This is a genomic window from Loigolactobacillus backii, assembly GCF_001663675.1.
GTDB classification, from domain to species: Bacteria; Bacillota; Bacilli; order Lactobacillales; family Lactobacillaceae; genus Loigolactobacillus; species Loigolactobacillus backii.
Map to the genome: position 1 here is coordinate 2,541,551 of NZ_CP014873.1, position 19,321 is coordinate 2,560,871.

At 41.6% G+C, this 19,321-nt stretch carries 24 protein-coding genes; all 24 read right to left on the reverse strand.

From position 1 onward, the window contains the following. Positions 1–12: 12 nt before the first annotated feature. Positions 13–522, reverse strand: a complete 510-nt coding sequence (gene trmL, locus AYR53_RS11535; protein ID WP_068225340.1) for a tRNA (uridine(34)/cytosine(34)/5-carboxymethylaminomethyluridine(34)-2'-O)-methyltransferase TrmL — start codon at positions 520–522, stop codon at positions 13–15. 243 nt (positions 523–765) lie between these two features. Next, positions 766–1,212, reverse strand: a complete 447-nt coding sequence (locus tag AYR53_RS11540; protein ID WP_068280257.1) for a hypothetical protein — start codon at positions 1,210–1,212, stop codon at positions 766–768. Position 1,213: 1 nt separating this feature from the next. After that, positions 1,214–1,522, reverse strand: coding sequence for a hypothetical protein (locus AYR53_RS11545; RefSeq protein ID WP_068280255.1), 309 nt, complete (start codon positions 1,520–1,522; stop codon positions 1,214–1,216). A gap of 164 nt (positions 1,523–1,686) precedes the next feature. Continuing rightward, positions 1,687–3,138: a LysM peptidoglycan-binding domain-containing protein gene (locus AYR53_RS11550; protein ID WP_068280252.1), complete on the reverse strand. Its 1,452-nt coding sequence runs from the start codon at positions 3,136–3,138 to the stop codon at positions 1,687–1,689. Then, positions 3,122–3,613, reverse strand: a complete 492-nt coding sequence (locus AYR53_RS11555) for a holin (RefSeq protein ID WP_082920469.1) — start codon at positions 3,611–3,613, stop codon at positions 3,122–3,124. Before AYR53_RS11555 ends, AYR53_RS11550 begins: the two co-directional genes overlap by 17 nt. A 5-nt stretch (positions 3,614–3,618) precedes the next feature. Then, the gene (locus AYR53_RS11560; protein ID WP_068280248.1) at positions 3,619–3,981 is read right to left on the reverse strand and encodes an MreC domain-containing protein; all 363 of its coding nucleotides are present in this window, start codon (positions 3,979–3,981) and stop codon (positions 3,619–3,621) included. After that, positions 3,974–4,390: a hypothetical protein gene (locus tag AYR53_RS11565; protein ID WP_068280245.1), complete on the reverse strand. Its 417-nt coding sequence runs from the start codon at positions 4,388–4,390 to the stop codon at positions 3,974–3,976. Before AYR53_RS11565 ends, AYR53_RS11560 begins: the two co-directional genes overlap by 8 nt. A 37-nt stretch (positions 4,391–4,427) precedes the next feature. Further along, the gene (locus AYR53_RS11570; RefSeq protein ID WP_068280242.1) at positions 4,428–4,637 is read right to left on the reverse strand and encodes an XkdX family protein; all 210 of its coding nucleotides are present in this window, start codon (positions 4,635–4,637) and stop codon (positions 4,428–4,430) included. Positions 4,638–4,696: 59 nt separating this feature from the next. Beyond that, positions 4,697–5,014 (reverse strand): hypothetical protein, encoded by a 318-nt coding sequence (locus tag AYR53_RS11575; protein ID WP_068280239.1) that lies wholly within the window; start codon positions 5,012–5,014, stop codon positions 4,697–4,699. 13 nt (positions 5,015–5,027) lie between these two features. Next, complete coding sequence (locus tag AYR53_RS11580) at positions 5,028–6,005, reverse strand: BppU family phage baseplate upper protein (protein ID WP_068280237.1); 978 nt, start codon at positions 6,003–6,005, stop codon at positions 5,028–5,030. 31 nt (positions 6,006–6,036) lie between these two features. Beyond that, entirely contained in the window at positions 6,037–7,653 is a 1,617-nt protein-coding gene (locus tag AYR53_RS11585; RefSeq protein WP_068280234.1) for a hypothetical protein, read from the reverse strand. Next, positions 7,646–8,011 carry a hypothetical protein gene (locus AYR53_RS11590; RefSeq protein WP_068280230.1) on the reverse strand — a complete coding sequence of 122 codons (366 nt, stop codon included), beginning with the start codon at positions 8,009–8,011 and terminating at the stop codon, positions 7,646–7,648. The genes AYR53_RS11585 and AYR53_RS11590 overlap by 8 nt, the downstream gene beginning before the upstream one ends. Positions 8,012–8,021: 10 nt before the next feature. After that, positions 8,022–8,624, reverse strand: coding sequence for a collagen-like protein (locus AYR53_RS11595; protein WP_068280227.1), 603 nt, complete (start codon positions 8,622–8,624; stop codon positions 8,022–8,024). Continuing rightward, the gene (locus AYR53_RS13700; RefSeq protein ID WP_068280224.1) at positions 8,624–9,286 is read right to left on the reverse strand and encodes a collagen-like protein; all 663 of its coding nucleotides are present in this window, start codon (positions 9,284–9,286) and stop codon (positions 8,624–8,626) included. The genes AYR53_RS11595 and AYR53_RS13700 overlap by 1 nt, the downstream gene beginning before the upstream one ends. Next, positions 9,276–10,427 carry a phage tail protein gene (locus tag AYR53_RS11605; protein ID WP_167574659.1) on the reverse strand — a complete coding sequence of 384 codons (1,152 nt, stop codon included), beginning with the start codon at positions 10,425–10,427 and terminating at the stop codon, positions 9,276–9,278. The genes AYR53_RS13700 and AYR53_RS11605 overlap by 11 nt, the downstream gene beginning before the upstream one ends. Next, the gene (locus tag AYR53_RS11610; RefSeq protein WP_068280219.1) at positions 10,387–11,226 is read right to left on the reverse strand and encodes a phage tail domain-containing protein; all 840 of its coding nucleotides are present in this window, start codon (positions 11,224–11,226) and stop codon (positions 10,387–10,389) included. The genes AYR53_RS11605 and AYR53_RS11610 overlap by 41 nt, the downstream gene beginning before the upstream one ends. A gap of 13 nt (positions 11,227–11,239) precedes the next feature. Further along, on the reverse strand, positions 11,240–16,168 hold the full coding sequence (locus AYR53_RS11615; RefSeq protein WP_068280216.1) for a phage tail tape measure protein: 4,929 nt from the start codon (positions 16,166–16,168) through the stop codon (positions 11,240–11,242). 203 nt (positions 16,169–16,371) lie between these two features. Beyond that, the gene (locus AYR53_RS11620) at positions 16,372–16,770 is read right to left on the reverse strand and encodes a hypothetical protein (protein WP_068280213.1); all 399 of its coding nucleotides are present in this window, start codon (positions 16,768–16,770) and stop codon (positions 16,372–16,374) included. 168 nt (positions 16,771–16,938) lie between these two features. Then, positions 16,939–17,580: a phage tail protein gene (locus AYR53_RS11625; protein WP_068280210.1), complete on the reverse strand. Its 642-nt coding sequence runs from the start codon at positions 17,578–17,580 to the stop codon at positions 16,939–16,941. Further along, positions 17,581–17,961, reverse strand: a complete 381-nt coding sequence (locus tag AYR53_RS11630; protein ID WP_068280207.1) for a DUF806 family protein — start codon at positions 17,959–17,961, stop codon at positions 17,581–17,583. It abuts the gene before it with no gap. Then, entirely contained in the window at positions 17,961–18,395 is a 435-nt protein-coding gene (locus AYR53_RS11635; protein ID WP_068280204.1) for a phage tail protein, read from the reverse strand. Before AYR53_RS11635 ends, AYR53_RS11630 begins: the two co-directional genes overlap by 1 nt. Then, positions 18,388–18,747 carry a phage head closure protein gene (locus tag AYR53_RS11640; RefSeq protein ID WP_068280201.1) on the reverse strand — a complete coding sequence of 120 codons (360 nt, stop codon included), beginning with the start codon at positions 18,745–18,747 and terminating at the stop codon, positions 18,388–18,390. Before AYR53_RS11640 ends, AYR53_RS11635 begins: the two co-directional genes overlap by 8 nt. Next, the gene (locus AYR53_RS11645; RefSeq protein WP_068280198.1) at positions 18,731–19,087 is read right to left on the reverse strand and encodes a head-tail connector protein; all 357 of its coding nucleotides are present in this window, start codon (positions 19,085–19,087) and stop codon (positions 18,731–18,733) included. Before AYR53_RS11645 ends, AYR53_RS11640 begins: the two co-directional genes overlap by 17 nt. A gap of 12 nt (positions 19,088–19,099) precedes the next feature. Then, on the reverse strand, positions 19,100–19,294 hold the full coding sequence (locus AYR53_RS11650; protein WP_068280195.1) for a hypothetical protein: 195 nt from the start codon (positions 19,292–19,294) through the stop codon (positions 19,100–19,102). Positions 19,295–19,321: the final 27 nt, after the last annotated feature.

The window sequence follows — 19,321 nt, forward strand, 5'->3', positions numbered from 1 at the left end:
CTTTATCGTTGGTTATTTTAATTTGTCGTGTTCATAAGTATGGCTCCGCTCTAAACCGGCAAAATTTTGTTGGCGTAAAGCTTCATAAATAATGATGGCAGCCGTATTTGATAAATTTAGCGCCCGTACTTTGTTAGTCATCGGAATCCGTAATGCTTTTTCCGGATTTTCCCGCATAAAGGGTTCTGGCAAACCAGTTGTTTCCTTTCCAAACAGAAAATAATGATCTAATTGCGTATCTGTATAGTCAACGTCAGAATAAACTTTATCTGAAAATTTACTAATTAAATATAGCTTAGCGTTTGCGGGTAAAGATGCCATAAAAGCATCCAGACTTTCATGATAAGTAATATCAACCTTGTTCCAATAATCTAGACCAGCACGCTTCATATGCTTATCATCCGTTGAAAAGCCCAGCGGCTCAATTAAATGAAGGTGGGTATCCGTTGCCGCACAGGTTCGGGCAATATTCCCTGTATTAGCTGGCATCAGTGGTTCATAAAGTGCAATATGATTCGTCATAACGTGAACTTCCTTTTTTAAATTTACTTTTAAGTATAAACTAAATGGCGCATTACGTAAAAAGACAACAAAAAAACGTATCGCTTTTTTGTAGCTTGCTTAGATTGCTATTATATCAGTATTTACAGGCTATGCAATTAAAAAGTTACCCAAAGTTACCCATTTTAAAATCCTGGGCGGATTAAATACATAATATAAAATTTATCGCAAAAAGCATCGACAATTAATTTTGCCGGTGCTTTATTAATCTTCATCAATATAGTTTTTATATAATTCGATTAATTGGATTATATCGCTGGTTGTCATGTTTCCGAGCAACTCAATTGTGTCTGCCATTTTATCATCGGTTTTTGCCACATAGTTTGCTGATTTTGACACGGCTCTGCTGAATTTTTTAATAAAGTTAACAAACTCAGTCATTTCGTCACCTATTTGTTCTTGGATCCAATTAGCTTCATAGGTGCGAGCTAGTTTTGCTACGATCTCCCATTTAGCTTTCTCAACATCCGTTTTGCCAGTTCGATAATTCGAGATGTTCATCCGGTTAATACCAGTTGTATTAGCGATAAAAGTCCCAGAAATTTCGGTGTCTGCCAGAAGTGCTTTAGCTTTATCCATGTCGCTGCCTAAGTCATCGCGCCAACTGTGATTAGATTCCTGGCTATTCTGATTATTTATTAAAACGCTCATTTTATCCCTCTTTTTTTTCATTTTTTAACAGGCGCCGTGCGCTGTTAATCTGTCCCTGTGATACGTTAGCTCGATTTTTTGCGGATTGGTAAGACTTTGAGTGTTTATCGGTAAACAATAAGTTCATGGCATCTACTACATCGCCGCTAGTAGCATCTACTTTATAATCAACACTGTAGTTGGCAACAGTTCCGTCTTTACGCAACTGGAAGTTAACTGCGACTACGTCGTCCCAAGTTTTCCCACTTGTTAAGATTACTTGTTGTTTCTGTTCTTTGGTTAAATTTTTGGATAAAATTAGTTTATTCATTTTTAAAACTTCCTTTCTTTTTGCTCCCTCATCTCTATGTCTATAATATAACACTATTATATTTGAAATGCAATACTATTATATAAAAAAATAAAATATATTTTGGCAATAAAAAAAGGCCTACCCCGTAAGGGATAGACCAGTGTTGAATCGACTGTATTAAATTAATAGGCCAATGTTTGACCAGGGTAAATCACATTGACATTTGTGATGCCGCTGCGGCTCGCAAGGGCTGCGGTCGTGGTACCAAGCTGATAGGCAATGCCGCTAAGTGTATCACCACCACGCACGGTATAAGTCCGACTAGTCGTAGTTGCGCCACCGGTAAACTTGAGCTGCTGACCAACGTAAATCAGATTATAATTCGTGATCCCGTTATAAGCGGCTAATACAGCCGTATTTAAGCCGTGGGCCGCCGCAATGGCTGATAGAGTGTCGCCTGAACGCACAGTGTAATAGTTGCTGTTACTTGCCGTTGACGCGCTACCTTTGACGGTTAATCGTTGACCAACGCTAATCAGATTAGTATTGCTGATATTATTTAGGCTGGCTAACGCTGATACGGTCGTGCCGTATGTTGCTGCGATACTGCTGAGCGTGTCACCAGATTGCACCACGTAACTAGATCCAGTGTTGGTTGATGTGCCAGTTACCGATAAAATCTCGACGTTGCTCCGGTTAATCCAGCTGTTGATGCCGGATAATAACAGCTTAGTGCCGCTAATCTCTGACACTTTGTAGTTTTGACCCTTGACCCAGCTAGGGATAGACTCGCCGGTAGACCATTTACTAGCGCTAAAGTTAACCTTGACCGTGTCACCAACCTTGATATCCGACTTTGCCGTGTTGTTAGCCGCTTGCCCAGCGGCAATTGCTGGTGTTGTCGTAACCGGCTTAACCGCAGTGCCACCAGTTGAGCTAGTCGTAGTGCCTTTATAGCCGTTATCTGTAATCCCAGTTAAATCGACATCACCATCTAGGCCACCAGCGTTATAAGTACTAGTAAATTGGAAAATACCAATGTTATCAGCACTTGGGAAGTAACCATAATTAGGCGACTTAGTCACGTTATAATCAGGATATTCTGCCAACCATAATGCGTACTTGCTTGCTAAATAAGTCAGATTAATATTGTTTTGCAGGAAGTTTTTATAGCCATATAATACCGGTGTAAAGCCAGCTTGCTTAATCCGATTAAGTGCGTTATCAAGCACAGCCGTGTTCTGGTAGCCTGATTCAACGTCTAGGGCGACAATTGACCCTTTAGGTGTTTGTACCTTTGGCAAGAAATAATTCAGCACTGTATTAGCTGTGCCGTTATCTGTGATCCCTTGCCACCAAATATACGTGTGCGCTCGCTTACCTTGGGCAATCGAATATTGGACTTGCGTATTATAAGTCGATTGATCATATAACCCGCCGGCGTAACCGCCAATCTGGCTAATACTAAACTTGTCCTGTGGCGATCCAAAGACACCGTTATTGCCCTGATATTTAGACCAATCTACCCCTTGTTGTCCCTTAGCAGCTTGTGCTGGAGCATTGGATAAAACCATCGGAGCAATTAAAAAAGCAGCCGCTAATGCGACTGCCCCTGTTTTAATTTTGTGTTGCATTACTGGTTGCCTCCTTGACGGGCGGGATGTCTACTGTTGCTTCCGGAGCTGGAGCCGTAGAAGCTGCTGAACTAGCCGCACTTGAAGCGGTAGCCTTGCCAGATTGTAAAATATTGACCAAGTTTTTAAGTTGATCAACCTCTTTTTTCAAATTATCATTTTTATCAGCCACAGCCTGTTTGGCGTCGCTGTTGGTTTTTACAGTTGTAGCAATCCCACTAACCCCGTCAAATAGGCCACTGGTTGCACCACCAGTTAACGCTCCGGCTAAAGCAGCACTAGCGTAATTAGTGTCGCGTGTAACAACCACCGCAACTAGGCCGCCTAAGGCACCAATAATAATACTGGCCCAAGGCAACACCCAGCTAGGCAAATTGGTGATTTTCTTGAGTGCTTGTGTGGCCAGCCCTGATACAGCGGCAATCACTGCCAACTCAGCGGCGGTTGCTAAATTTAAATTAGTAATAATATCCATAATTTTTATCCTCCAATTAATCCATTTGCTTTCAGCTTTTTGTTTTCGGCGCCCAAACGAGCATTTTCGGCCTTGTAGTATTCGTTACTCTTTTTGAGATGGTTGTTTTCTTTTGTCAATAAGGCTAGTTTCTGATTCAATTCGCACTCCATTTGGTCCTTTTGTTTTTGCAATTTATTAAATGACCCCTGTAAGTCTTTATACTGATCTCGTACCGTCCTAATCACGAATTGCTGCATCTCATCTTGCTCGCGTTTGACGTCAGAGCGATCTTTCCGGTGGGCGTGACTAATTGCCCCAACAGCACTTAGCAACCCGGCCATGGCACCTAGTAAAGCGATAAAGTTTTTTGTTACCAAATCAGTCATGTCGTCGATCACCTCGCATCGCCGTACCAATAAGCAAGACAAACACCAGGCTCATTGACACCCAAGTTAAATTAAATCGTTGATCAAGCAACCCCCGCCATGCGAAAGCAAATGCCATCGCACCGTAAAGTGGTGCCGCGATCACAACCCCAATATCACGCCATTTACGTTGGCCTAGGAAAACTCCCAGCAATAGAAAAAAGCCTGCCAAAACTAGCAAACTTGCGAACCACCAGTCGTCAACGAAATCAGCGCCAAGACGTTCGAAATGCGTTAGTGGCGGTGGTGTGATCTGCGGATTGTCTAAATAATTCAAATGGAAAAATACATAAATACCATCAATTAGCGTAAATACGCCGTAGGCCAGATGAAAATACTCCTTACTGAGTCGCTTTTTTAATAGTTGCATTCACCCGCCTTCTTCCTTTTATGCAAAATAAAAACGCCTAAGCTGTAGGCGTTACGTTAGCTGTGCCACTAGTGGCAGCAGTAGAATCAGATGCTACGGTCGAAGTGCCAACTGGTGCCTGATATTCCTCGCCAACGATTGTCTTATATTGGTCAGCCGTAATCGCTGATTTAGCGACTTGTGCCGCGACGTCTTCCTTTGTCATGGTGTTCCAAAGCTGATACGCAAATTTAAATGTAATAAACATTATGCATTACCTCCATTTTTTGTTGTTCCTGTTGCCAACGCCGTTACTGACTGTGCTAGCTAATGTAAATAAATTTGAGTATTATTATCATTGTCTGCAATCTGCTGTGCCAACGCCGTTAACGCCTGTTGTTCCGCTGTTGGCACAATTACCGCATCTGGATTTGCAGCCAAATATTTTTCTTCGTTTTCTTTAATGACATCGTCTGTTGCTCCAAGCCAGGCACCATCAGATCTAAGCGTCAATGGCGTTTTTAAATTGCCAGTTGGTGCTACGTCTGTTTCACCAATCTGCAATACGTATTCATCTGCTTCATCAGTGATGTAAAATCCAGTAACTGTGTTACCTGGGTCTGTATGATAAACGCGTTTTGTCAATTAAAATCCCCCCTTATTTATTGTCAAATGTAATCGCATAGTTACCGCAAGCCCAACTTGCTACACTAAGTGTTCTATGAGTTTTAAGCGTATCGTTTTTATTATCGATGTCAGCAAGTACGTCATTAGCTAAGAAACCAGTGCCGTCCAGTTTTTCAAATGTTCCCTTTGGAAATTGAGCAAATGCAGTCCCAGCGGCTGATTCATTAACAACGCAATTCATGGCGAATACCCCTAGTTTGATAGACCCGAAATCAAGCACGTGCAGACAGCAGTATAACGATTTATCGGATGTGTTTAGTAGTGTTGCATAAATTTTTTTGTCGGTAGCAATCACACTATATTTAGATCCTAGGCCGTTTAATACGGTATTGATGTCATCAAATTTCTTGTTCAATTCATCTTTTGTCGGCAAATCGGCCTGCTCGATGACTGCTTGCAATGCCTTACTAGCTTCCACTGCCGTCTCGATTGTAGCGGCCCCGGTTTTAATGGATGTTTCCAGACCCTGAACGTCGGAACTTTTTTTAAAATCGGACCAAAGCTTTTCTAGTCTGTCCTGATAGATTGTTGTATTAAAAGCGGCCAAATAATGATTTTCATAAACCATAATTTGCATATCCATGCTATTAATTTGAGTTTCCCCATCATCAATTTGGACCTGAAAATTAAAACGGCCAACTTTTGAAAAGCAATTTGCTGGAAAAACTAAATCAACCTGACCAGTTGCGACATCTTTAATTCGTGAAGTCCCTTGGACTTCAAGGTTTGTGCCATCTTCAAAACTGCCAAGAATGTTGACTGAATAACCAAACAAGTTATATGGCGACATATCTGTTTCGAGAAGTTGAATCGGCAACGTTGACTGATTATCACCAATTTTGCTGGAAAAAACATTATCCAGTTGGATGATTTTTGGGCTACCTTTACCCATGGATAATTTAATCGGAAGCTGAACATCCGATTCTGTTTCTAAACTTTGAGTAACCATTTTCTACCTCCTAAATAAATAGCCTCTTGCTTTAAGGCAACAGACCATTTTCTTTTAATATTTTTTGTAAAATTACAATTCTATCTGTCAGGCGGCGATTGTTTCCTTTGAGTACCTCAATATAATCATGGCTAAACTGTAAGCCCTCTGGGACGTTCAGTTTGACACGCTGTGGCCGGATATAGGTTTTCTTGCCGTGCACGCCGCCAGCATTTAGATAATCCACAACACCATTAAACTGAAACTCAAGCTCTTGTATCAGCACACCTATTTGATAGTAAGCCTGCCGGTTATAATTGCCTGTGGAAATAGGTGTTAGGTCTGGTACTCGGTAAGGCTTAACCCAATCATGTAGGCGATTGACTATATCAATCAAGGCGCCATGCGTTAAAGATGCACACTCATTTAGATCATGAATGACTTGTTGGATGTTGTCGTAATTATCATAAAATTGCCAGGTGCCATTTAGCTTGATGACTTGTGGTGTGGCCGTTAAATTAAGCGTAACCCCGTTATAACTATCGCTATGTGCGGTTGCAGTCGTCCAGTACACGATATATTTGCCCGATAACCCTTGGTAAAACAAGGTATAAGAGCTGTCATCTTTGGTGTCAAAATGTGCTAGAGTCGTACCTTTAAGCGTGCTTAACAGCGACGCTAGCATTTTAGCAGACGCCCGCTCTGCTAAGTCGTTGTCTGGCCCATCAACTAGTGCCCAACCTTCATAGTTTTTCGCAGCGGCAAAATTAAAAATAATGTCAATTGGCACATTTAGCATGTCCAGCACAAGGATAGACCTGGCAATTAAGTTAGCTTGCCCACTTGTGCCGGAAATATCTGTCTTAAAACCCTGTTCAGTTACAATTTGTGGTAAATAGTTATGGTATTTTTCCATCAAACCTTGCATTTGCAAAAGCTGTGAATGCGGATCACTCACATTCTTTAACCAAACTTCCGGCATCAAATATTCGGCATATGGATGCTGCGAATTAAGGTCGCCCGTTTCAAACGCGCCTAGACTACCGGCATAGTCCATCATGGTGCCCCATGCATTATAGTGATCATGCGTGTTTTTAAAACCAGTCGCAGTGGCACCGTTGACAAACTGGCCAGTAGGATCATGTTTCTTAACCATTTTCCCAATGAAGCGATTCAAGTTTACCCAATCGCTAATGGTCTGCTTATCAAGTGTTACCGTAGCTCCCGATTCTTTATAGCTATTTTTACCAAACCAAAAATTCTGATACCCGGCTTCATTGCACGCTTCCCAGATAATGCCGCGGCGTGCGAAGTGCTTAATGCAAGCTAATGCGATTTCGTAGTCATCGGCTAAAGCATCAGTGTAAGAAAGCTCACCACGCCACGTTGGAGATCCGGCCTGAAAGTATACTAGTGGCTGTAACCCGTACTTTTCACAACCGATCAAGTAGCCTTCAATGCCACTAAAATCGTACTCGTTTGGCCCGGTCTGGACAGATTTAAGCATAATACCTGTTCTAACGTATTTCAGACCAATATCTTGCATCAATTTATAGCCAACATAATCATGACATAAATTATATTGATACCAATCGTTATCCCAGGCATGTGCGCCAACTGTTTCGCTTAATGGCCGATGTAATACTGTCTGATTTAAGATTCTAAGCACCCCCAACTGCGATAGCTGTTAAAGTCTGCTCGATCGAAGTTACATGCTGCTTTAAATTGGCATTTTCCGCTGATAAATCAGCGTTCTGTTTAGCCAAGGCGGTAATGGTTTGCTGTTCTGGTGTCGGCGGCACAGTTACATAATCGTCTGACGAAATGTAATCGTCAGTAACTTGTTTGGCCATATCAGCAGTCGCCGATTGCCATGTGCCATCTTCTAAGATAGTTAGTGGCGTTTTGGCATCAATAGGTGGACTTGAAAAAGTTTCTCCGGCCTGTAATTCATAATTTTCATCAACCTCAAAAACGCCAAAGCCACTGGCCTTGTTGATAGTATCGTTTCGATATATTGTTTTCATTTCTGACCTCCTAACTAAAGCAAGTACTATATGTTCCGTAAATCCATGCACCGTCAGCAGTCTCTGAATGCACCTTTAACGTGGATCCTGAAGTATCAACGCTGACCAAAGTGCCATTTGCGTTAAACCCGGTGCCATCAAATTTAGCCATCGAACCAGACGGAAATTGGACAAACACTGTTCCAGCCGCAATCTTGTTAGTTGTAAAATTCATTCGAAACATCGCTAATTTGATGGTGGTTAGATCAATTACATATAAATTGCAATACCGGGCAGTGCTTTTACAATTGACCAAAGTCCCTGCGTATTTAGTTACCTTTGCCCCAGGTCCTGGCGCCCCAGTAGCTCCCTTTTCGCCGTCTTTGCCATCAACACCAGGCGCTCCATCCTTTCCGGCCACACCTGGTGTACCGTCGGCCCCAGGCTTGCCATCGCTGCCCGCCTTAGCTAGTAGTAGCCAATAGGTTGCATTAGTGACTGGCTGCCCCGTGTTGTTGACAAGGCACATATACGAGCTACCACCGTTAGTAACAATGTCTAGCCGTGTGTAGGCCACGGTCGCATCATATGCCCCCTTTGGTACCAACATCACACGTCCTAAATCAATACTCATTAACTTTCACTTCCTAAATCTGCATATAAGTCTGGCTCTTTGATTGTCAGCTTGATGTTGCTTAGCACACGGTTGGCAACGGCACCCACAAGCGTGCTCTCATCAATCGTTGTGTCATCACTGATCAAATTGCCGGTATTAGTGTCAATGTGTAGATTAAGCGCGTCCTTGACTAGTGACATGATACTATCCACTGCCAAGCTGTAATCCGCGTCCGTGCCACTACTACCAGGGGCGCCATCCGCACCCTTAAGACTTGCCAACCATTCTGCCTCGGTACCTGTGTAGCCATGGGCTATAGCAATCTCATAGGCTGACTTGCCATCTTGACCGTTTGCCCCAGGCTTGCCATCGGCCCCATTTGTGCCATCTTTACCCGTCTGACCAACATTGCCGGCAGGCCCTTTAAGGCTTGCTAGCCATTCGGCTTCTGTGCCGCTAAATCCATCAACAACAGCCAACTCATAAGCAGACTTGCCGTCCGCACCCGGATGGCCGGATACTGTGCCAATTAAATCTTTGACCGTGTTATAGATTAGTGTGCCGTTAGCAGTCGCCCAGTCCGATAGATGACTGTCTAGACCCGTAACCGCTTCCGGTGCTACTTCTGGATAAAATTGTTGCTGATTTGGGTAAAGCAGCGGAATAATATCAATTGCCACCGACCTCACCCACTTTCTCGCCAAGCAAAATATTCGGTGCAAATACGCTTGTCTTATTTTTAACGTTACTAACTGCCTGATTAATTTTCGTTGTCATACTACGCTGATAGTCCAAAATTGTTTGCTCTGTATTATTCAAAATAATGTCAGTCCCTTGACTTGGATCGAACGGATACCATGTATAGCTCATAACCTGAACATTTGTGACAAATGACTTAGGCCGTATTTCAAGCCGTCTCACTTCACCAGCAATTGGTTTAACGTTTGTGCTAGCAATTACTTCAATTGTTAGCGCAGGGTTGGGCTGCAATTGTGATTTAGCATATGTTTCCATTGATGTTGCACTCGTAAAACGATCGTCTGAAATATCGTCACCAATGTGCAGCCCCCATTTTTTAATTGAATCGTTATCAGACACCGTGATTGGATTAAAATAATAGCTAGCCGCACCATTATCAGTTCCGGTGTCCTTTTCTTTGCCATACGCCTTAACTTGATTAACCAAGGCCTGACTATCATTCGTAATCTTCACTTCGTTAGAATTATTTGGATAATCCAAACGCCCGCCTAAGCTTTGCTTAAACGCTTCGCCTGAATACACTTTAATAATTTTATTATCTGGAAAAATCACCGCATCCGGCCACGTCTCTAGAATTTTACTCAAGCAGTCCTTGCCACTGCTGTTGCCTAAATCAGTGATCACTTGTTTGTCAAAAGTACCGTAAACCCGATAAGTAAAACCATACGTATTACCCTTAAAATAAAAATCAAGCACATCTGTAACACTATAAGTTTTGTCGCCAGTATTGACGTTCCGTTGCCGAATTCGGCTCACTTCGTTATAAACATGCATACACGTGATCTGTTTGGTCTCAATTCCGCCAACAATATCAGGCTCATTGGTTTTAACGATATATTCTTGACCGTCAAAAAAGACGCTGGCTTCAACGTCTAGCATCTCATAAGCCTCGCTGCGATCATCCCAAGCCGTAAACTGTACTTGATAAGTGCTGTTTTGTTCCCACTGGACCTGAAAACTATTGAATAGAATGCAATTCAATGGCTCTTTATCGGCGCTATTCAGACCCTTTACAAGGACTTTATCCAATGTAAATAAATGGGAAACTAAATGTGATATCAACTTCGGTTGCGCCGGTAACCGAAATTGAGTTCCAACCTGTATTTAGCGCAATGTTGCCATAATCGGTATTTACACTAGCTGCCGCGCCGTTGAGCGTTGTATTAATCCCGTCTAGGATAATAACATCGCTCTTAGCCGCAGCATTTTTATAAGACCAACTTGTGCCGTTAGTCGTATTAGTCAGTGTCAATGAACTGCCGGAGAACTTGATTGTGATCCGTAAATCATGTCGCTGTTCATAAGGCTGTATGGCAATATCGCTTGGATTAAACACCTGAAAACTTGTGCCTGTGAAATGATAACTTAAATCCTTATTGGTCGGTAAATACATTCCCATTTGCACCGCCTCATTATCAGTACTAATTTCATCGCTTCGAGCTAATGAATATTTATAACCACTGGGGTTATCAAACGGAATTGTAAACTTGCTATCATTAGCAAAGTCTTCCGTTGGAGTGATAGCAAATGGCGTCGCCACCACATATTTAACTAGTGCTGGTTCGGCATCTGTCCTAATTCGTAATGATCGGCGATTACTGAATAGCCGATAAACTTCATGCTTTGCCAACATGAAATCGTAATACGATTTATAGCGCAGATAAAAATTAGCGTTAACTGTACTCTTATCAAAATTCGAGGCAATTAACGTTTGACCGTCAACGCCAGTGTTTTGCCGATAAGTATTAAGCACATTAGGAGACGTTGAATCCCCTAAAAACTGTAAACCGTTAATCACATTAGAAACTTCAACTTCCGGATCATTACCTAACTTTACATATAATTTTGGTTTACCTAGCAAATTTCAACACCTCCTAAAGCGATTGTAAATTCCTAGCAGCTTGATCACGCGCTTGTTGCTTATAAAGCTGTGTTTTATCAAAAGACGACTGTTGAATTGCTTTGACTTGAGCAACATTAATTCCCAATAATTGTGATAATGAATTGTTAAGTGTTGTTAATCCATTAAGGACGGCCTCTAGCTGTTTATTACTATTATTAGTCATCGAATTAGTGGTACTGGTTCCATCTTGCGTTTTGAAGTAATCAAGCGATTGCTGCATAACTTGATAGGCTCTGGAACGTTTTGACATATCAAATGGTATAACAGCTTCTGGTATGTTGCCCTCGGCCATTTCAACCATTTGGTGTTGTCCAACAATTCCACCATTTGCCATCCGCTTATGACCAGTTGGACCCCAGCCTCCAGATACGCTTATATCTGCCAGCCAGTTAGAATCATTAAACATCGCTAAGAGCTGAGTATAACCGCTTTTTAAAACTGCTTTAACACCTTTTGGAACCCAGCTACTTAAAGTTGGCTGAATATACTGTAATAATCCTTTAGATGGTGTGCCGGCCTTTGCATTTGAGTCCCAATTATTAGACGCGGTTGCGTTACCATTAGACTCTTGCGTAATTCTTCGTAAAATTGCATTCAATCCCGCCGCTGTTAGCTTAACGTTCATTTTTGCAGCAGCCTTTTTAATTGTCGCAGTCCAACGTTTTGCACCTGATCCGCTCGGATTGTTAGCCGATCCAAAATCTCCAGCAGATTTTACTAGCTTGGAAATAGCGTCCGCAATTCCGGTTAATGATTTATCAACCATTCCTTTGGACGCACCTCGCTGCATACTGCCAACGCCAGAAACACTGTTAATATTAAACGTTTTGGCTGCTAAATCTTTCAATGTTTTTAGCGGATTAGTTATTTTACTTAAAGCGTCACTAGCGGCATCTGATACGTCACCAAAAACATCAGAAGCACCGCTTTTAACTTTTTTGAGGAATGAAGCAATATCGGTTGACCCTTTAGCGTATCCTGGCAAAGCCTTACCGTAATTCCCAGCCATTACTTTTCGTGTGTCTTGGGCATTAAGAATCTGATCACCCGGTTGCACATTTATAAACTCTGGGCCTTGTGCACCGATTAAATCAACTTTTCCTGAATACGGCCGGTATTTAAGTTCTGCACCGGCTTCACCAACTAGAGCCTTAGAGGCTTTTGTGATTCCACCACCTGTGGCATAAGCACCACTGGTTGCTCGCGTATAGGCAAAACTAGAAGCACCAGCATCAACTGACTTAACGCCAAACGGCTTAGTCAATTTATTAAAGAAACTTGCAACGGCTTTCCAAATTGAATGAGTACCTTCGCCCTGCTTCTTATTTGCTTCCATTGAGCTGTTGGCCTGATTTGTGGCGTGATCAATAACGCCCTTAGACTGGCTAGATGCTGCACTTTTTACTTGATCGCGCTGATCTTTAGCATCATTTATTACTTTGTCATGCTGAGTTTTGGCCTTATCTGTTGTACTGCTAGCCTGTTTATCCGCATGATTAATTACTTTATTTTTTTGATCTAAGGCAGCGGAAACGGCGGCATCACGCTGTTGTTCGGCCTTCTTTTTAACATTAGCACGCTGAGTTTCGGCCCATTTACTATTGCCCTTATATTGGCTATTTGCAGCTGAAACTGTAACTCTATACTGTTTCTTTGCTGCACTAATTGATTCATTAGCTTGGTTATCCGCGGCCTTGCGCACAGAATTTGCAGTTTTAATTGCAACGGCTGTTTTTTGCTTATATTCTTGGTTAGCGTATTTAACAGTGTTTGTGTACTGCTTCTGGGCCGAATTAAGAGCATTTTGTAATTGTTTATTACTTAATTTTCCTTTATCAGCAGTCAGCTTTTTCATGATACTTGTTTCTTTATTCGAAGCCAATTGAATTTTACCATTTAAAGTGGTGTGCAATTTTGCTTCTTTTACTGTTTCTTGAGAAGCAAATTTAAGCTTCTGATTATCAAGTGCCTTAGACTTTTTGTTTTCGTCTTGTTTAATAACGGCGGTCTGTTTCGATTGATCTTTTTGCACCTGTTTAGAATTTTGACCGTATTTTTTAACGTCTCTAAGTGTTTGAGCATTAGTCTTTGATTTATCAGAGGCTATTTTTTTATTCCATTTTGTTTCTAACTGAGATCGAGCTTGAGAATAATATTTAGTAACGGCATTTCGATCCGACTGTGACATTTTTTCAAATTTAGAAGACTGACTGCCTTCTTGTTTGGCCGCTGCTAATCGTTTCTTATATTCCGCCTTTGTTAAATCACCATTTTTATAGAGTAATTTAAGATCGGCCTCATCCTGTTTCTGCTTATTTGAGTAGTACTTTTTTGCTTCTGAATTAAGCTTGTCATAGGCCGACTTCATACTGATTTTTGGTGCTTTAATTTTAGTCTTGCCCATAGCACCGGATAATGATTTAGAGAACTTTTTGGCAATTGACTGCGCAGTTTTAGTTCCGCCTAATTGTTCACCAATTCCTGCGCCAATCATGACACCAGTCGGGCCACCAATGGCACCAATAGCACCGCCAATGACAGCACCTGCTGTTTTACCGGTTGCCTTATATTTATCTTTGGCCTTACCTGAACCAACAGCCTTAGCAATTGATGAACCTGCATCCCAAGCAGTAATCGCTAAGCCAGCACCATTTATTAGTCTTGAACCTAAGCCTGCACCTAATAAATTCCATTTACTGCCACTTTTAGCAACTGCTTTTTCAGCATCACCAGTTAATGCACTTGGAGTAGCACTAGTAGCAGTTTTGCTAACTTCACCACCGCCAGTCGTGCCAATAGAATCGGCACCCTCTTTGGCCTTAGCGTTGGCTTCATAGGCGGCCGTCTGAGTTTCAACTAGCTTAGTTTCTGCCGCAATTTTTTTACTTTCGGCAGACTGAATTACGCCTAATGATTCTAGGCTTCTTACAAATTTTGCTACTTTATTAACAGCCCAAATTGCAGCCATTGCTTTACCGATATTTTCTACGGCCTTATAATGTTCAACCGCAAATACACCGACCTTTTCAATTCCACCAGCAACTTTGCCAGTTTCGGTGGCAGCTTTTTCCACATCATTTCTAAAATTCTTTTCGGAAAATAGTTTTGATAATCTGTTAGCAGCATCCGTCATATACGGTAAAAGTTTTGAGCCAAACATAATAGTTAAATCCGACCACGCTTGTTTAAAACGTTGTTCTGACATCTGCGCAGTGTCACTATTTTTTTCGGCTAATTTAGCAACATATGTTCCCTTATCGCCTGCATCTTTTACTTTGTCAGTTAGGTCTCCTAATTTCTTAGCATTATTCGCTAAAATTAGGCCTGCCGTCTGTCCAGTAGTACCAAATAAGCTATGCATTAAATCTAGCTTTTTGGTTTTACTCATACCATCCATACTGCTACTAATTGTTTTAAAAATAGTTGGTAGGCTCTTTAGCTTGCCTGACTTTGTTTTAAAATCATCAACAGTCAATCCCATTTTTTTCAAGGCGGCTGTACCGGTTGCCGTTGGGCTAACTAAACTATTCAAAACTTTTCGCAGGCCCGTGCCGCCCTTTTCGGCTTCAACATTGTTATTACTCAAAATGCCCAATGATGCTGATGTTTCGCTTAGGCCTACACCAGCAACATGTGCTGTTGAGCCAACATAAGTCATGCCTTCACCCATACCTTTAAAACTTGCAGATGTTGCATCTGCAGTATAGGCTAATTCATTAACAGTTTTACTGGTGTTTTTAGTCATTGTGGCCGCATCTTTAGACCGCATACCAAATGCTTCTATCGTTGACGCGGCAACCCCAACAACATCACTAAAATCATCGCCAGACGCAACAGATGCCTGCAGCTCTGATTTCATAGCGCTAAGCGCTTCTTTCGATGTATAGCCACGCTTTACAAGCACTAAATATTGATCAGCGATATCCTTTTGAGACTTGCCATACTTGATTGAATACTTTTCACCGTCAGCCTGCATTTGCGAAACATTTTTAGTAGCTTCAGCTGCTTTTTCACCGCCTACAACCGCATTATTGGCTACTTGCTTATAAACGTTTTGCAGTGTGGATGCCTTTTTGGCACCTGAAATTGCAGCGGCACCAACTAGGGCAATACCACCAGATGCAACCACTGCCGCGCCTTTAATACTGCTAAGACCAGATTTAATCTTGGTACTGGCCAGCGAAACGTTATCACGGGCCCTAGCCCCGGCCGTAGACATGCTGCCAACTGAACTGTTAACCTTTTTAATTTCGGCTTCATTAACTTTATATTTCGAAGTTAATTCGGAAATTCGAACGCCTTGTTTTTGCGCATCACTTGAGGCAGAACCGTATTTACTAGATAGTTCTGTCATTTGCCGCTTTTCGGCTTCAAGCTGTGTCTTCATACGCTCATGAACATTAACTAGGCCGGATAATTTAGTCTTTTGGGCTTCAAAAGTTCGTCCTTGAGCTTCTAAAGCAGTAACGTCACTTTTAGTTATTCGAGTTTGCTGCTCGATAGCATCCTTAAGTCTGAGCACGCCGGAACGCTGTAAATCTTCTGACCTAGTTGCCCGTTCTTGTTGGCCTTGTAAGTTTGAAATAGATCGTTTGGCTGATTCAATCTGGTTCTCATATTTAATATATGATTGCCGACCTTTTTCAGTCGATTGATCAAGGCCTTCTTGCTTTTCTTTCAACTTTTGAATAACTAATTGCTGAGCATCAATTGCTCTGCCAGCGTCCGTAACCTTTTGACCGTAAGCCGCCATGACACCTTCACCAGACTTAATCTCAGTAAAGTTGGACTGCATCGCAGACTTTAAAAGCTTGGCTTCGTCACGAAGTGTTCTTAACGATCGAGTCATGCCACCGTCGTCCATATTAACGGCAAATTGGTAACCCTGTATTTTTTCCACTGTGATTTACCTCCCTTAAATAGCCCCGATTCGTCTAGCAAGCTCGAATGGGTCTTGAATGCGATCTTTGCGTGACTTAGCGCTCAAAGCGTCCTGCATGTCACTATAGCTACTGTCATAAAACTGTTGCGGCAGAATTCCTTGTTCTAAAAATTGTTGCGCCATATAGTCAATATCCTGAATAAAATTTCCCAATTGCCAAGCTAATTTTCGTCTGGCGATTTTGGGTCTGTTTCTACCTCAGAATCGTCTTCATCTTCGTCACTGTCGTCATCTAAAGATGGCATTTGAATTCCCAAAAACTTGATCAAAAAATCATTAAAAATGTTGTATTGATCGCTAAAAGATTGGTCCTGTAAGCCAGCCTTTTCTTTTGCAGACAAATCAGCGATATCAGCAATTGTGTTAGCAATTTCCTCGGTTAACATTGGCGAGTTGCCAACCAATTGCTTAATACTGTCTTCATCCTCGGTGTCAAAGCGTTTAATCAGGCTCTGATAATGCTGAGCCGCTTTTTTTACATTTTTTGATGAATCAATAATTTTAAAATTCTTATTTTCAATGCCAATAACACTGCCATCGAATTCAACATATTTTGCCATTTAAAAATCATCCTTTCGTTTAGCCGCCCCGTTAAGTACTGTGAATTTATTTGGCGACTAAAATACCTAATTAAGCTTGACCACTTGCGGCCGAGCTAGCAGAACTTGCTGTTACTGGAGCGGTAGATGATGCCACAGCAGAACTTGCGCCACTTTGACTAGATGGCGCTACGCTTTTGGGCCAGTTGTGCCTGCATTTTTAGTAATATAGGTTTGACCAGGGAAAACTTCTTCGAACATTGCTTGTTTATCAAACAAAGGATCATCTTCGAAAAAAACCTTGTAAGGCTTGCCATTAAATGGCGCGTAATTAATAGACGTGAATGTTAAATTATCATCATCACGAGTTTCAGCTGTATCGGTATTAGTTCCGATATTTTGGCCGGCCTCATTGTAAATGCCACGACCAAAGGCATAGTAAATTGACCCATACGTAATTGGCGATTGTGATTCAATAATCAGGCCACATTCAACCGTCTGATCACTATCTGAATAACCGCCTTTGCCATCAGAAATTCGACCTAAGATCTTTTGTTTAACCGCGTAATTAATCAGGTTTGAATCAATCGCAACAGAGGGCGCAGAAGGCGGATTGGAAACATCAACGACTTCATTATTACCGGAAATCTTTGTTGGCGTACCAGCCAAACCAGTGATATTAGCGGTTTTAGTACCTAAATTTCCGTTCTTTTTATTTGTATCAATTAAATAGACGCCAGTAATATTTAAACCTTTTTCAGCGTCAATAATAGTTGATCCGTCGGCGTCTTTTACGCCGGTGTATAGCATTTTTAAACCAATATTTGCCATTTAAATTTCCTCCTTTGTGTAAATAAACTTCAGTGTATTTTCAATATTTTGTGTATCAGGTGTAAGAACATGGCCGGCATCACTGTTGCAATACAGATCATTTGCTAATAGCAGGTCTTTTACTGCTTGTTCGATTGCACTCATATCTTCCTGATAATCTTTCGGGTAATAAAATTCGATTTGGACTTGCTTTTTAACGCTGACTGGTCTGCTATTGCCGTAATCTTGGCTATAATCAGGCAACTCCGTAATCACTAAAATCGGGTCAGTATTCGTTAAATCATTTCCAACAAAAAAAGCGTGGATATGTTCCGCGCTTAAATTAGGTAATTGTGAAATTTTATTAACCAAAATACTTCTGACATAGGACGCTGGCGTCATTAACCACCACGCACCTTTCTGTCCATTTCTCGCTTAACAACCTCAGCAACAGCCACTTGGACTTTACCTTTGGCTTCACGCTGAGTTGCTTCCCAAAAATGTGATCCAGCTACTGGAGCGTATGTCTTGCCAGTTTTATCCTTAGGCGTCCAGCCGTCATTTTGAAAACGGCCAATATAACCTTTATTTTTTTCAGCAGTAAAGCCAACAACGACTGCTCCATTAGGCTTTTCATCTTTAACTAACGAATCACGCAAATGCCTTTTTTCGCCTTTTCGTAAATGGCTACTTTCAGGTATTTTAGGTTTCATCGTTTGAATAAATACTTCTGCGCCAGCGTTATTGGCAGCCAATTTTTCAGCAACACCAATACCTCTAGCCAGATTATCCAAAACCATATCAAATGATTCTTCGTTTCCAACACCATTAGCCATGATTAACACCCCATTTATGACATGTTATTAAATCGAATCCGTCTGGCGGTAGGCCATCATCAAAATTGATATTGTCAACTTGATAAATCTGCTTACCGTCCTTTCGTAAAAGCATTCCATCTTCAACCAGTTCATTGTGACGGATAAAAAATACAGCCACGTCTTTAGCTTCCAACCCAGCTAAACTAAGCGACTGCTCTAATGACAATGACCATTGCCCTGCCCACAGTGTAAATTGTGGGACAAAGCCTTTAATTGATTCACCAGTATTAGGATTAATTTTGTCAGTATCTGCTTCACTGCCAAAATCCAACCGTAAATACATTCGCGATGGATTAATTGCTTTCGCCATCGTCCGTCACCTCACTTTGCTCCGCATATAATCCTCTTAACTGGCCAATGATAGAATTGACCGTTAAATCAACGGGAATAGCAGCAATTGCTGATAATGATGTGCGATAAGTGTAATAAGTTGATGCCAACGCCAAAACTGCCGTGTTAAATAAATCAACAACATTAGTCTGACTGTAAAAATCGCTTACGTCTGCTCCACTGCCAATCCCAGATTCAACGAAACTCTTTGCCGCTGCCAAGTAACCATTCAACAGACCATCGTCTGCTGTTCCATCAATTCGTAATGATAATTTCAGCGTTTCTAAATTAGCAGCCGAAGTTGTTTCATCTGTTGCCATTTAATCACCACCCTATTTAGCAGAAGAACTGGCAGCACTTGAATCAGCCGCTGAACTAGTTGCAGCACTTGCGGCGGAACTAGTAGCATTATTTGCTGTAACCAATGCCAATAAGTCGGCCTTAGCGGTCTTGCCAGTGTGATCAATACTATGAGCATCTAGCCAAGCAGTGATTTCAGCTACTGTATTTGTATCAGTCGGCTTCACGTCACCAGTTGGATCAAAACCATCGTC

Bases quoted from the DNA above. Each gene is read 5' to 3' on its own strand.
- AYR53_RS11630 (WP_068280207.1), bottom strand. From the start codon at position 17,961: ATGACGCCAGCGTCCTATGTCAGAAGTATTTTGGTTAATAAAATTTCA.
- AYR53_RS11645 (WP_068280198.1), bottom strand. From the start codon at position 19,087: ATGGCAACAGATGAAACAACTTCGGCTGCTAATTTAGAAACGCTGAAA.
- AYR53_RS11595 (WP_068280227.1), bottom strand. From the start codon at position 8,624: ATGAGTATTGATTTAGGACGTGTGATGTTGGTACCAAAGGGGGCATAT.
- AYR53_RS11555 (WP_082920469.1), bottom strand. From the start codon at position 3,613: ATGGATATTATTACTAATTTAAATTTAGCAACCGCCGCTGAGTTGGCA.
- AYR53_RS11545 (WP_068280255.1), bottom strand. From the start codon at position 1,522: ATGAATAAACTAATTTTATCCAAAAATTTAACCAAAGAACAGAAACAA.
- AYR53_RS11635 (WP_068280204.1), bottom strand. From the start codon at position 18,395: ATGGCTAATGGTGTTGGAAACGAAGAATCATTTGATATGGTTTTGGAT.
- trmL (WP_068225340.1), bottom strand. From the start codon at position 522: ATGACGAATCATATTGCACTTTATGAACCACTGATGCCAGCTAATACA.
- AYR53_RS11540 (WP_068280257.1), bottom strand. From the start codon at position 1,212: ATGAGCGTTTTAATAAATAATCAGAATAGCCAGGAATCTAATCACAGT.
- AYR53_RS11570 (WP_068280242.1), bottom strand. From the start codon at position 4,637: ATGTTTATTACATTTAAATTTGCGTATCAGCTTTGGAACACCATGACA.
- AYR53_RS11560 (WP_068280248.1), bottom strand. From the start codon at position 3,981: ATGACTGATTTGGTAACAAAAAACTTTATCGCTTTACTAGGTGCCATG.
- AYR53_RS11620 (WP_068280213.1), bottom strand. From the start codon at position 16,770: ATGGCAAAATATGTTGAATTCGATGGCAGTGTTATTGGCATTGAAAAT.
- AYR53_RS11565 (WP_068280245.1), bottom strand. From the start codon at position 4,390: ATGCAACTATTAAAAAAGCGACTCAGTAAGGAGTATTTTCATCTGGCC.
- AYR53_RS11550 (WP_068280252.1), bottom strand. From the start codon at position 3,138: ATGCAACACAAAATTAAAACAGGGGCAGTCGCATTAGCGGCTGCTTTT.
- AYR53_RS11590 (WP_068280230.1), bottom strand. From the start codon at position 8,011: ATGAAAACAATATATCGAAACGATACTATCAACAAGGCCAGTGGCTTT.
- AYR53_RS11580 (WP_068280237.1), bottom strand. From the start codon at position 6,005: ATGGTTACTCAAAGTTTAGAAACAGAATCGGATGTTCAGCTTCCGATT.
- AYR53_RS11625 (WP_068280210.1), bottom strand. From the start codon at position 17,580: ATGGCAAATATTGGTTTAAAAATGCTATACACCGGCGTAAAAGACGCC.
- AYR53_RS11640 (WP_068280201.1), bottom strand. From the start codon at position 18,747: ATGGCGAAAGCAATTAATCCATCGCGAATGTATTTACGGTTGGATTTT.